This window comes from Thermoanaerobacter sp. A7A (assembly GCF_000445185.1).
Lineage (GTDB): Bacteria > Bacillota > Thermoanaerobacteria > Thermoanaerobacterales > Thermoanaerobacteraceae > Thermoanaerobacter.
The window spans coordinates 25097-39395 of the sequence record NZ_AVAF01000176.1 but is presented as its reverse complement, the minus strand read 5'-3'; the positions used below and the strand labels follow the sequence as shown (position 1 = coordinate 39395).

Annotated in this window: 7 protein-coding genes; all 7 read left to right on the top strand. The window is 33.0% G+C overall.

Going from position 1 to position 14299, the window contains the following annotated elements:
* The first annotated feature begins 82 nt into the window (after nt 1–82).
* The 7 genes from M663_RS0114190 (at nt 83) to M663_RS0114160 (ending at nt 14274) form a co-directional block, all read left to right on the top strand.
* Nucleotides 83–1084: a LacI family DNA-binding transcriptional regulator gene (locus tag M663_RS0114190; RefSeq protein WP_029689413.1), complete on the top strand. Its 1002-nt coding sequence runs from the start codon at nt 83–85 to the stop codon at nt 1082–1084.
* A gap of 60 nt (nt 1085–1144) precedes the next feature.
* Nucleotides 1145–3556 carry a beta-galactosidase gene (locus M663_RS0114185; RefSeq protein WP_029689412.1) on the top strand — a complete coding sequence of 804 codons (2412 nt, stop codon included), beginning with the start codon at nt 1145–1147 and terminating at the stop codon, nt 3554–3556.
* Nucleotides 3546–5621, top strand: a complete 2076-nt coding sequence (locus M663_RS0114180) for a glycoside hydrolase family 2 TIM barrel-domain containing protein (protein ID WP_029689411.1) — start codon at nt 3546–3548, stop codon at nt 5619–5621. The genes M663_RS0114185 and M663_RS0114180 overlap by 11 nt, the downstream gene beginning before the upstream one ends.
* Before the next feature lie 25 nt (nt 5622–5646).
* The gene (locus M663_RS0114175) at nt 5647–8034 is read left to right on the top strand and encodes a glycosyl transferase family 36 (RefSeq protein ID WP_029689410.1); all 2388 of its coding nucleotides are present in this window, start codon (nt 5647–5649) and stop codon (nt 8032–8034) included.
* Nucleotides 8035–8056: 22 nt separating this feature from the next.
* A complete protein-coding gene (locus M663_RS15790) occupies nt 8057–10084 on the top strand; it encodes a glucoamylase family protein (RefSeq protein ID WP_273702766.1) in 2028 nt (675 codons plus the stop codon).
* Between the two features lie 19 nt (nt 10085–10103).
* Complete coding sequence (locus tag M663_RS0114165) at nt 10104–12515, top strand: beta-galactosidase (RefSeq protein ID WP_029689408.1); 2412 nt, start codon at nt 10104–10106, stop codon at nt 12513–12515.
* A gap of 361 nt (nt 12516–12876) precedes the next feature.
* Complete coding sequence (locus tag M663_RS0114160; protein ID WP_029689407.1) at nt 12877–14274, top strand: extracellular solute-binding protein; 1398 nt, start codon at nt 12877–12879, stop codon at nt 14272–14274.
* Nucleotides 14275–14299: the final 25 nt, after the last annotated feature.

The following is a 14299-nucleotide window of genomic DNA, read 5'->3' as shown; positions in this document are numbered from 1 at the left end:
CATAATTTATTGACAGGTAAAAGTTAATATGCTATTATTTAATTAAATTAATTCGAAACGTTTCAATAAGGCAGGTGGTATAATGGCAACAATAAAGGATGTTGCAAATTTAGCAGGGGTAGCAGTTTCAACAGCGTCATATGCGTTGAACAATAGTCCTCGTGTAAGTCAAGAGACTAAAGAAAAGGTTTTAGCGGCAGCGAAACAATTAAATTATCAGCCTAATGGAATTGCTAGAGATCTAAAATTAAGTAAAACAAATACTATTGGGTTAATATTATCTGATTTATCTGGACCATTTTATTCAGAGCTTATTAAGGGTGTTCAAGATATAACAATTGCAAACGGTTACGATTTAATAGCCATAAGTTCACTTGGGGGTAAAAATAGTACGGCAGTGAAGTTTCTCAAAGAAAAAAGAGCTGATGGGATAATTATTTTAGCTCATAATATTGATAACAATTTGATAATTAGCGCCGCAAGAGAAGATATGCCTATTGTTCTTTTAGATCGCCCTCTTAAAGCAAAATATGTGTTGAATATTCAAGTAGATAATGAAGGAGGAGCGTATAAGGCTGTTGAACATTTGATAGCATTAGGACATCGTAAAATTGCATATTTAAGTGGACCTAATAATTCATACGATAATTTGAAACGTTTTGCGGGGTATAAAAAAGCGTTAGAAGATAGTGGCATTGCTTTTTCAAACCAGTGGGTATATCAAGGTAATTTTACTAAAGAAGGAGGATATCATGCTGGTAAATTAATGCTATTACAAAACTATATTCCGGAAGCTATATTTGCGGCAAATGATGAGATGGCAATAGGAGTAATTGAAGCCTTTAAAGAGGCTGACATTCTTATTGGAGAAGATGTTGCTTTGGTGGGCTTTGATGATATACAACTGTCTGAATATGTGACTCCAGCTTTAACTACAGTTAGGCAACCAATGAAAGAAATGGGAGTCATAGCAGCACAACAAGTCTTTCAAGCTTTGAATGGTAATTTTTCTACAGAAGCTATTTTATTAGAAACTAAATTAATTATACGCGACTCGTGTGGTGCTAAAAAAGTTAAATTGTAAATAAAAGAATGACTATTGAATGAGTTTTTATAATAAATTTTGGAAAGGTTGTAATATTGGATGAAGATAGAAATAAAAAAGAAAATGGTTATTATAAACAATGAACCTGTTTTTCTATATGGTGCAGAACTTCATTACTTTAGATGCCCGAAAAGTGAGTGGGCTGATCGGTTAGATAAAATTAAAAATGCTGGTTGCAATCTTGTAAGTAGTTATATACCGTGGTTGTGGCATGAGGTAAAAGAAGGTGAATTTGATTTTTATGGTAAAACCCGTGAAGAGAGAGACTTGGATGGATTTTTAAATCTTGTTAAGGATAAAGGATTATACTGTATAGTTAGACCAGGCCCTTATATTATGGCGGAAACTAAAAACTCTGGTATTCCTGAATGGTTATTAAGTAAGTATCCAGAGATAATTGCTAAGGATAGAGATAATAAAGAACATCCAGCAAAAGTTATTACCTATCAACATCCTGTTTTTTTAGAAAAAGTTAAAAAGTGGTACCAGTCAGTTAATGATGTCATTTCTAAATACCAAATTGATATGGATGGCCCTATAATAATGTACCAGTTGTGCAATGAAATAGGAATGTTCCATTGGGTGACAAATACTTCTGATTATAGTGAACACATGCAAAATAAATTTGCAGACTATTTGCTAAAAAAATATGGTTCTGTCGATAAATTAAACAAAAACTATAAATTTAACTACAATAATATAACAGAATTAATAAAGGATTTTGTAAATGGAAAATTAAACAATAATGCAATCAAATTACATTATGAGTGGGGAAGGTTCTGGAGAGAGTATATAAAAGAATATGTTTCGATTTTGAGAGATTATGCTGTAGAAAGTGGTATAAAAGTGCCGTTTATCATAAATATTCATGGTTTTAAGGATTTGTCATTGAGCAGCAGAGGTATGGATTATCCTATTGGACTTTCACAGCTTTATAAGACTGCAAAAATAGACGAGGTAGTATTAGCAGGAGATTTTTATCCTGGTCATGTATCTTATGATTCATATCACGACCTTGTTTTAAGTTGTGCTTTGACAGATGCAATTTCACAGAGTGAGCAACCTATATTTTCTGCGGAATTTCAGTCAGGTAGATTATCTGATAGACCTCGCATAAGCCCAAATGATGTAGATTTGGCCACACGAACTTGTATAGCAAATGGGATGAATGCAATTAACTTTTACATGTTTGTAAGTGGTGAAAACTATGATGATATAGGTCTTTTTGGGCGAAGACATGACTGGCAAGCACCTGTTGACTTTAAAGGAAATTTAAGACCCCATTATTTTAAAATTCAACATATAGGCAAAATGATTAAACTTTTTGAAAAACAGTTATTAAATGCACAGAAGGAAATAAACACATATATTGCTTTTTATCCAGATTACTATATGACGGAGGTTTATGATGAACAGACAAAAGGTATATTAAGTAAGATTGCTGATGAAAGAGATGCTTTTTTTTATAACGGTATTGGAAGGTTATTAACGGCAGCAAATATTTCATTTGATGCTTATGATATCATGAAGGAAGCTGTAATTCCGGTTGATAAAGTTCCGTCTCTTTGGATATTTTCTACAAAATGGATGGATGAAGAAATTCAAAAGAAATTATTGCAGTATGTAAAAGATGGGGGAATAATGATACTTTATCCTACGGTCCCTAAATTTAATTTACAAGGAGAAGAGTGTAGAATTTTGGCTGATGCTCTTGGGATTAAAGAGTTTTATATAAAAAAAGGCTGGGAACAGGTTGATGTACTTAATATAGATTCTGTTTTTGTGAATCAGAGAATGGTAATAAATGAATGTATCGGTGAGCCTGTGGTATGGGCAATGGAAAACGGGAAAAAAGAATACTCTGGTTTTATAAAAGATTATGGTTTAGGGAAAGTCTTAATGTTAGGTATAGGAATGGAGCATGACTACAGTTACAAATTGGATGTTATACGTGCAATTGCAGATAAAGTAGGAATAAAACCTGTAGTTTGGCTAGAGGATGAAAACCTATCAGCAACTATTCGCAAAAATGGGGAAAATAGTTTTATTTTTATAAATAATTATGATGAGATAGATAGAAAAACCACTATTAAATATAATAACAATTTTTTATTTGATGGAAGGGAATTGGTGATACCTAAAAGGTCTGGAGTTATGCTTACTATAGGATGTAGCTTAGTCGATGATATAAGTATAGTTTATAGTACTATGGAAATATATGATATTGTGAAAAATAAAAATTATCTTGCGCTATTTACAAAACTTTCTACAGGCGACACAGGAAAAGTTGTGTTCAAATCATTGAAGTGGGAACCTATGAGAGATGAAAAAAATGATGTAATTATCATTTCTAAAGGAATGTATAAGGTTAAAATAACTGGTATATTAGGTCAGGAAGCTACTATATTGTTTAAAATGAGCAATAGCGAGGGGAAGATCAATGAAAATTGATTTAAATGGGAAATGGGAGTATAGGCCAATAGCTCATACCCGTATTTGTGCAAATGGAGATTTAATTGAAAGCACAGAAGGTCTTCCAAAAGCTGGTATAATGGACATACCTAATAATTGGGAGATTGCAGGTATTCACGACTTCACAGGAAAAATTGAATTTATTCGGTATTTTGTTGTAAAATTAGATGATATTCAAGACAAGCTTCCTTTTCTGTGTTTTGAAGGGATTGATTATTTTGCAGAAATTTATTTAAATGAAAAATACATTGGATACCATGAAGGATACTTTCAACCATTTGAGTTTAATATAAAAGGTCTTTTAAAAGAACAGAATATCTTGAAAGTCATTGTTAATTCGCCTATGGAAGACCCAGAAACGGTATGGCCTAATAATAAAGTATTAATAAAGGGTGTACTAAACCATCATGATGCGCGACCGGGAGGTTGGAATCTAGAGCAAGGGCAAACAAAAAATACTGGTGGTATATGGAATAATGTTTATATAGACTTAAGACCGTCATGCTTTATTAAAAATATAAAATGGATTCCAACGCTTTTAAAGGATGGTACTGCCAAAGTTAACATAAAAACTGATATATATTGCGTGAAACCAGGGAACTACGATGTAAATATAGAGATAGATGGGGAGAAATATGAGCGTAAAATAGAAATACAAAATATAATAGAAGAGAAGGATTTTGTTATAACAATTAAGTCTCCTAAATTGTGGTGGACCTGGGACACAGGGGAGCCTTACCTTTATCACTTAAAGGTTAGCCTTGTCAAAGAAGGCGAATCAATTCACAGTAAAGAGCTGGATGTGGGAATAAGAAGTTTTACATATGATTTTTCTAATAACGAATGGTTGTTAAATAATGAGAAAATTTTTATTAGGGGTACAAATATAATACCTACTCAATGGCTAAGTGAATATACAAATAAAAAAATTCAAAAAGATATAAAACTAATAAAAGAAGCTAATATTAATTCTGTTCGTGTACATGCTCATATTACGAGAAAAGAATTTTATGAAGCCTGTGATAAAGAAGGCATACTTGTATGGCAAGATTTTCCGTTGCAATGGAGTTACGATCGAAGTGACAGATTCATAGAAAATGCGATAACCCAAATAAAAGACATGGTTGAGACTCTTTATAATCATACATCTATTGGAATATGGTGCTGTCATAATGAACCTAGTGTAAATACAGAGGAATTAGATGTGGTCCTTTATAAAACAGTCTGTGCACTTGATTCTACAAGATATGTCCATAAGCACTCTGATTATCGCGAACATCCTTATCCTGGTTGGTATTATACATCTATGGAAGAGTTTATAACAAAACCTTACAAACCAATAGTAAGTGAATTTGGAGCACAAGCTATGCCTAACATAAAAATAGCTAAAGAAATTTGTGGTGAAACTTGGCCACCTGATTGGGATAAGATGGAGTATCACGATTTTCAATACGATGAGACATTTAATGTAGCAAAAATACAGATGGGAAATAACTTAGAAGAATTTATAAAAAATTCTCAGCTATATCAAGCTAAACTTTTAAAATATGCTATTGAAGAATATCGCCTGGATAAATATAAAGATTTAAGCGGTATATACCAGTTTATGTTTGTAGACTGTTGGCCTTCTATAACGTGGTCAATAGTTGATTATAATAGAGAACCAAAGTTAGGATATTTTGCTTTAAAGAAAGCCTACCAGCCTTTACTTCCGGTTGTAAAAATGATGAGAAACACATGGATGAAAGAAAAAGGTGTAGAAATAAGATTGTACGTTATAAATGATTATCATAAGGACATTGAAAATTATCAATACGAACTTTTAATTAAAAAGGATGGAAATGAAACTATCATAAAAAGTGGGGATTTTAATATTGAAAAGGATACAGTAAAAGAAATACTCAAGTTTACATATTCTGCTTCAAAAGAGTTGCCGGATGGTGATTATAAGTTAGTAGCCAGGATTTTAGACAGCAGCAAAAAAATTGTTTCTTCAAATGATTACGAAATCAAAATAGTTTCTATGAAGGCAAATAATAAATAAAATTTCTGCGAGAGGAGAAAATGCTATGTCATACAAAAAAATGTTTGAAAATCAATATGGATATTTTTCTGAGGATGGAAGAGAGTATGTCATAAAGACGCCAAAGACTCCGCGTCCTTGGGTAAATGTAATAAGCAATGGTGATTATTCATTTATAGTTTCACAAACGGGTAGTGGCTTTTCTTGGAGAGGTAATGCTGTTGAAAATCGTCTTACAAGGTATTCCCAAGACATAATCAAGGATGAATGGGGGAAATACATATACATTAGAGATGAGGAATCCAAAGAATTTTGGTCTGCATCATGGAAACCTGTATGCAGCGAACCTGACTTTTATGAAGTCCGCCATGGAATTGGGTATTCTGTAATAACCCAGACAAAGAACGGTATAAAAAGCAGTTTGAAAATGTTTGTTGCACCATATGAACCAGTAGAATTATGGGAACTGACACTAACTAATGAAACTGATAGAAAACGCGTACTTAACCTTTTTACGTACCTTGAGTGGAATTTGGGTTTTGGGCACGATGAGCACAGAGAGTTTCACAAAATATTTATTGATACGAAATATGAGAAAGATATAAATGGATTTATAGTAAATAAATATTTATGGGGTTTGCCGAATAAAAAAGGACAGCACAACAATAGAAGCTGGGAATATGTAGCTTTTCATACGACAAGCGAAGTGCCTGTTTCTTACGATGGGGATAAAGAATCTTTTATAGGTATGTATGGTTCACAAGTAAATCCAAAGGCAATGGAGGAAAAGTTTCTGAAGAAAAATACAGGAAGATTTGGTGATGCCATTGGCGCTCTTCAAGTTGAAGTTGTGCTTGATCCAGGTGAAACTAAGAAAATTGCTTTTACTTTAGGTTGTGCAGATAATCTCACAGAGGCTTTAGAGCTTTCACGAAAATACAATAAGGTAACTGAAGTTGAAAATGCTTTTGAAAAAGTTAAGGAATTTTGGAGCCGATTTATTGATAGTGAAAAAATAAATACACCTGATGATGGAATGAATATTATGACTAATATCTGGCTTAAATACCAAGCAATATCATGTCGTATATGGGGTAAAGCAGCATATTATCAGATAAGCGGTGGCTATGGTTATAGAGACCAACTTCAGGATTCTATGATATTTTTAGAGAGTATACCAGAATATACAAAAAGGCAAATTCTCATGCATGCATCAAAACAAAAAAGAGACGGGACTGTACTACATTGGTGGATGACTATATCTGGTAATGGGCCTGAAACAAAATGTTCTGATGATTTGCTATGGCTTCCGTTTATAACGATAAATTATCTAAAGGAGACAAACGACTTTGATATACTTAATGAAGTAGTGCCTTTCCTGGATGGTAATGAAGGCAATCTTTATGAACATTGTAAACGCTCAATTGAAAGGGCATTCATGCGATTTAGCCCAAGAGGTGTTCCACTGATTGGAGAAAATGACTGGAACGATGGATTAAGTGCAGTTGGTTGGGACTGGAAAGGAGAGAGTTTCTGGCTTGGAGAATTTTTATATGTTATTCTTGAGGACTTTAAATATATTGCAAGAAAAATAGGGGATATAAAATTTGCCAATAAATGCGATGATGTTCAAAATACTCTTAAGGATTCTATAAATAGATTTGGCTGGGATGGAGAGTGGTATTTACAAGCTACTACTGATGAAGGTGAAAAAGTAGGAAGCAAAGAAAATGATGAGGGATTTATCTATTTAAATCCACAGACATGGGCAGTAATTAGTGGAATAGCAGATCCAGAAAGAAGTAAAGTTTGTATGGAATCTGTATCAAAATATTTGCTTAGAGATTATGGCACCCTTTTACTTTATCCCGCTTACAGTAAAGTAAGAGAAGATATTGGATATATTACAAGATATGCGCCTGGTCTTCGCGAAAATGGAGGAGTATATACTCATGCAGCTACTTGGTCTATTATAGCATATATTTTAATTAATCAAATTGACAAAGCTTATGAAGTTTATAGAAAAATATGCCCTCCTAATCGTTCGAGCAATATTGAGCATTATAAAGCTGAACCGTATGTATTGCCAGGAAATACGGATGGACCCCAGTCCCCTAATTATGGCCGTGGAAGCTGGACGTGGTATACTGGTTCTGCACAATGGCTTCATAGGGTAGCTACTAATTGGATTTTGGGTATACGTGCAGATTATGATGGTTTAATTGTTGACCCAGCTATTCCTGCAGAATGGGAAGGTTTTACTTATACAAGGAAGTTTAGAAACTCAATTTATAATATTGTTGTTGAAAATAAGGAACATGTTCAGAAAGGTGTAAAGGAAATTTATATAGATGGCAAATTGATTGAAGGTAATAAAATTCCCGATTTAAATGATGGTAAAACTCATGAAGTAAAAGTAATAATGGGTAAATAAAGCTCATATAGGAGGCTTTTTAATGAGATTATTGTTTGAATTACAATTATTTAAAAAGAAGAAAATTTTAGATTTAGAAAGTCAAAAGAGTTTTAAGTTTTTTTGGGAAGAAGCAAATACAGATAAAAATAGTCCTGGATTTGGTTTGATAAAAGATAGGTCTCCAAGCAATCCAGATGTGTGCAGTATTGCCTCTGTAGGATTTGGATTAACGGCTATTACAATTGGGGTAGAAAGGCATTGGATTACTTATAAAGAAGCATATGACAGAGTTTTAGGAACTCTTGATACTTTAATAAATAATGCAGAACAAATAAATGGTTTCTTTTATCACTTCTTAGATATGAATACTGCAAAGAGGACAAGAAATTCTGAAATATCAATTATAGATACAGCTATATTAATTAACGGAGCAATAACAGTAGGAGAATATTTTGGAGGTATCATAAAAGAAAAAGCTGAGCAGATTTATAAAAGAGTAAATTGGAAATGGTACTTAAATCCTAGGACAAATCATTTTTATATGGGATACTCTCCTGAGAAAGGTTTTTTTGGGGCCTGGGATTGGTATGCTGAGCAATTTATGGTATATTTTCTTGCAGCAGCCTCTCCAACTTTTCCTGTTAATGCAGAGGTGTTTTATCACTTTGAAAGGGCATGGGGAGCATATGGCTATTATCCTCCTATTGTTCATACATGGACAGGTTCTCTTTTTACATACCAATATTCTTTTGCTTGGTTTGACATGCGAAATAAAATTGATAAGGAAGGAGTTAATTGGTGGGAGAATTCAATTATTGCTTCAAAGTCAAACAGACAATTTTGTATTGATTACAGTGATATATATAAAACTTTTGGAGAAAATTCGTGGGGATTAACTGCCTGCGATGGGCCAAATGGTTACAAAGGAGGATATGGAGCTCCTCCATCAGGTTATGATAACAGGCAGAATTTTGTTGATGGGACAGTTCCACCTGCGGGAGCAGCTGGTTCTGTTATATTTACGCCAGAAGAATCAATTGAGGCTTTAAATAATTATTATAAAAACCATAAGAAATTATGGGGAAAATATGGATTTAAAGATGCTTATAATTTAGATGTTTCTCCGGAATGGTATGCTGAAGATGTTATAGGAATAGATAAAGGTATTACACTTTTAATGATAGAGAACTATAGAACAGGATTTATCTGGAAAACTTTTATGAAGAACAAGTACATACAGTCGGGAATGAAAAAGGTTGGTTTCGTGGACATTGCTTCTAAGATTATAGATGATTTTGAGGGTAATTCCATTTCAACAGGCTGGAAAGACGGAGGCAATAATGTATATCAAATACATATAGTAGATAATATGGCTAACACAGGGGTATATTGTTTGAAAGTAGAATATAAAAAAACGGAAGTAAAAGATGCTTATTTTTATACAAATATCAAGGAAATAGACCTGGATTATATGGATAGTTTTGTTTTTTCAATATATGGAAGAGTAAAATTAAAAATAAGTTTTATAGATAATAAAGGAAACAAGATTTCTGAGAAAATTTTCAAGGCAACAAATAAAAATGGTTGGAAGACTTATGAATGGGATATTTCTTCTATAAAAAATAAACTGGCGCAATTAACCGAAATAAGAATTGGAGTTGAACCAGGTGACATTAATGCTTCAGAAATTTTTTACCTTGATGATATTGAATTTAGGACTAATAAACCTATTGCTCACTCTGTATTAATAGATGGAAAGCCAATAGTGGGAAATATTTTAAAAGGAAATTATGTCTATTACAGTTGCAAAGGAGTTAAAGAAGGAAATTCAATTTATAGGTGGTTAATATCTTCATCACCTAATGGAGAATTTATACCTATTCCTGGCGCAAATTCATTAACATATAAATTAAAGCCAGAAGATAGTGGAAAATATATCAAATTTGAAGTTATTCCGAGGACCAAAGGAATTTTTGGCATTTTAGGTTCAATTTCAGGGCAAGCAGTGCAAAGTGCTGCAATTGGTGAAATAACTGAAGACAAAGTAGCCTTAGCGAGAAATAATTAAATTTTGGGTGGTATAGAAAATGATTGAAATTAAAAACAAGCAGATTATTATAGATGGCAAACCACAAATTATTATGTCTGGCGAAATACATTATTTTCGTCTTGATAAAAAATATTGGCAAGACCGTATTAATAAGTTAAAAGCAACAGGTTGTAATGCTGTATCTTCTTACATTCCATGGATTTGTCATGAGTCTTGCGAGGGAATGGTAGATTTGGAGGGTAAATACCGACCTGAATTGGACTTGGGCGGTTTTATTGATTTATGCAAGGAAAATGGGCTTTATTTTTTAGCAAGACCAGGGCCCTTTGTAATGGCAGAAATGAAAAACGAAGGTATTCCTTACTGGGTTTATGAAAAACATCCGGAAATTATTCCTGCATGTTGGGATAATAAACCTACAACTACAAAAACTGTTGATTACCTTGCACCTGGATTTTTGCAAGAGGTATATAAATGGTATGGAGCTGTAATGCAAGTAATTGCACCTCGTCTCTATACTAAAGGAGGAAATATTATTGGTGTTCAACTTGATAATGAAGTAGGTATGCTCTCTTGGGTAAGTAATTGCCCAGATTTTACAGAAAATACTCTTGTAGATTTTGTAAAATGGCTTAAAGAAAAATACGACGAAAAAACTCTTAGATTACGATATCCTTTTGATATAGAAGATATGGAAAGCTTTGCAATAAAAATTCGATCTCCTAAAGAAGAGTATGCCTTAGAACTTTTTCGCGACCTTGGATATTATATGAGAAACCGTTTTGCCCGTTATATTGCTGCGTTGCGTTCGTATGCAGAAGAATTCGGGGTTAAAGACATCCCGTTTTTTGTAAATATTCATGGTACTAGTAATGGGCGTGGTTTTACATTTCCTATTGGAATAAGTCAATTGTATGAATCATATACACAGGCACCCGGCTATATTGCGGGATCAGATATATATCTAGGTAATTTAACTATGGACAATTTTCAAGACTTATATATTATTAATAGTTTTATGGATGCAGTAAATACTACGGACCAACCCCTTACATCTTTAGAATTTGAATGTGGAGATGGTAATTACGGAAATACTTATGGTGGCCGATATGATTCTGCTGCGGTAGATCTAAAAACCCGCATGTGTATTGCTCAAGGAAATAAACTATTAAATTATTATCTTTTTTCTGGAGGCATAAACTACATTCTTGAGCCTAAACCTAACGATGGAAATGATAGAATAGCTACTACAGGTGAACGGCATGGTTTTGCAGCTCCAATATCGCCTGAAGGTGAATTAAATTATACATATCCCAGAATGGCACGCATTATTAATACGGTTATGGCGGTTTCTGACAAAATAGCATCTATGAAAGAAGAACATGATGAAGTCGCATTTGCTTTTATACCCGATTATTATATGACAGAGTATTATTACAGTAAAAGTAATAAAATGAAAGATATCATAGAGAATCTTACAATGAATAGGGCATATAGCGCTTGGGAAACTATGATACGGGCTATATTACTTGCTAATTATCGTTTTGGCTCCATTGACCTTCAAAATAAACCTATTGATCCTCAAAATATTCCAGTATTAGTTGTTGCATCAGCTCGCTATATGGATTTTAATATTCAACAAAAACTAGTTGACTATATGAAAGAGGGAGGAAATATTCTTCTTTATGGAGAAGTTCCACAATTAGATATGGAGGGCAAATCCTGCACTATTTTTGCAGATGCTATAAATGTTAAAGAAATTGGCATTAGAAAAAGCAGTGACGATTTTTATTTGACATTGTATGCTGATGGTTGGACTGCACCACGTCCTGAGGTGCGTGCACACTTTGCACAAACTTTTCAAGTGAAAAAAGGACAGGCTCTTCTGCGTATCCATGGTACAGATGAAGTGTGTGGTTTTGAAACCCAAGTAGGTAAAGGGAAGATCATAGCTATTACAACAAATTATGTTTGTGATGTTCTGTTTTTTAAAACAGCATTAGAGAGGCTTGGGGCTAAAGCAGCTCTTTCTCATGACTACTTGCAATATGGCATTTTTATAACTACAACTGTTAATAAAGAAAAAGAGCGCTTCCTATACATTATTAATCTGGATGACTTTGATAAAGAAATACATTTATATGAAAATGGACAGAAACTTTTAGATGGGCAAAAGTTTGTTATTCGGGGAAAAGATGGAGTCATGTTGCCCCTCAATGTTTTTTTCAATGGCGTAAAAATAATTTATTCTACTGCTGAAATTGTGGGAGTTGAAAAAAATTCTATAAAATTTCGGCTTACACAGCCCCAAGATATTATTGTATTAGAAACTGATAGAGAAGTAATTGCCAGTCAAGATTATGATATTATAAAAAACGGAGAGAGGATTAAAGTAGTTTCTAAAAAACATGCGAAAATAAATAATATGCTTGAGATAGGTTTTAAATAAAAGGGAAATAATAGTTGAAATGTTTCAATTAACTTAAGATAAGGATTATCTTTTAATAATGTTTATTATGTTATTTTTTGCATCTATTTTACACCGAAGATCTTGTGGGAAGTAAATGCGACTTTAAAATTAAATAAAAAATAAAAAAACTTATTGACAGTCTTAAAAGGAGGTGATATACTAAAATTAATCGAAACGTTTCACTAAATTTCCCAAAAAATATTACTCTGATGTAGTAATAACAAGTATCAGAATTTTTTACAGGCACATTGATTACGATTACACATTTTCGTGGATATAACAAGTTATACTTATATAACTTGTTATATTATAAAAAATTAAGGAAGAATGGGGGATTTTTATGAAAAATTTTAAAAGAGTGTTAGCCATAATCATGACGATACTTCTTATTACTTTGGCAGCAGGTTGTTCTAAGACTAGTAACAGTGCCTCTAACACTTCTGAAACAAGTTCGAATTCTAATACTGCAACAAAGGAAGTCGTGACAATTAAATATGCCAATTGGAATCTTGGAACAGAGGAAGAAAATAATCTTGAAAGACAGATGATACAAGCTTTCATGGAAACACATCCTAACATAAAAGTAGAAATTGACGAATCAATTAGTACACAAGATTGGAATGGAAGCTTAGCTACAGCTGCAGCTTCTGGAGAAATGCCTGATGTATTTATGCTTATAAATGTACCAACAGGTATTGCTAATGGTTGGTTATATGACTTGTCATCTCTTGCTCAAAATGATAACGAATGGAATCAAATTCCTAAGAATATAACAGATACAATCAATTACAATGGTAAAATTTATGCAGTTCCTTTTGCGGAGCACTTTATGGGATATTACATCAATAAAGACATTTTTGATAAAGAGAATATCACGCCGTTGAAATTTGGATTTACAGTTGACGAATTTAAAAAAGCTGTATTAGATTTAACTAAACCTAGCAAAGGAATTATAGGTTTAGACAATGAAAGCGAAATAATAGACTGGTATCCTGGAGCTGTTTCTAATAAATACGGTTGGTATACATGGGATGGGAAAGGATTTAATTTGACATCACAGGAATTCATTGATGGCATAAATCTTGCTAAGACTTTTGATAAAGCTGGTGCTGTTTTCAATGCTTTAAGTGATGAACAAAAGGCCAAAATTGCAGGAAGTAAAGATGCTAATGCTTGGCAAACTGGACATGTAGCTATTCATTGGGATGGAACTTGGATGATACCGGATTTTAAGAAAAACCTTAATTTTAATTGGGCATTTGTCGGAATTCCTAATGGTCGAACTCCAGTAACTTTGGACTATCTTGGAATATCAAAATCAACTAAACATCCTCAAGAAGCATATGAATTTGCAAAATGGATGTCTTTTTCAAAAGAGGGTTATTTAAAACGTCTTGAATTAGCCCAAAAATCAGGAATATATGTGAATTCCTTGCCTATTATGAATGATAAAGAGTTAATAGATAAATTTATTTCTTTAGCAAATGTCGAAGGACTGAAAGAAGCTTATGATAATATTAATAATAGTTTTGTAGAAGGATTTAAATTTATTCCAGGCTATGTAGATGCAAGGTGGAATGCTCCAACAGGTATTAAGATTGGTGATAAAGATAATGCAACAATTGGAGATGTTTTATGGAATGCTCCTAAACTTGGTCTCAAGATAGAAGATTATGTAAATCAACTTAATAAGTTAGCAAATGAGAAATATCAAGAAGCGGAAAAAGCAATTAAATAAGACTGTTTACTTTTATATTCAGGAG

What these genes read in the sequence shown, in the direction of transcription:
- M663_RS0114190 (WP_029689413.1), top strand. Translation starts at nt 83, where the DNA reads ATGGCAACAATAAAGGATGTTGCAAATTTAGCAGGGGTAGCAGTTTCA.
- M663_RS0114185 (WP_029689412.1), top strand. Translation starts at nt 1,145, where the DNA reads ATGAAGATAGAAATAAAAAAGAAAATGGTTATTATAAACAATGAACCT.
- M663_RS0114180 (WP_029689411.1), top strand. Translation starts at nt 3,546, where the DNA reads ATGAAAATTGATTTAAATGGGAAATGGGAGTATAGGCCAATAGCTCAT.
- M663_RS0114175 (WP_029689410.1), top strand. Translation starts at nt 5,647, where the DNA reads ATGTCATACAAAAAAATGTTTGAAAATCAATATGGATATTTTTCTGAG.
- M663_RS15790 (WP_273702766.1), top strand. Translation starts at nt 8,057, where the DNA reads ATGAGATTATTGTTTGAATTACAATTATTTAAAAAGAAGAAAATTTTA.
- M663_RS0114165 (WP_029689408.1), top strand. Translation starts at nt 10,104, where the DNA reads ATGATTGAAATTAAAAACAAGCAGATTATTATAGATGGCAAACCACAA.
- M663_RS0114160 (WP_029689407.1), top strand. Translation starts at nt 12,877, where the DNA reads ATGAAAAATTTTAAAAGAGTGTTAGCCATAATCATGACGATACTTCTT.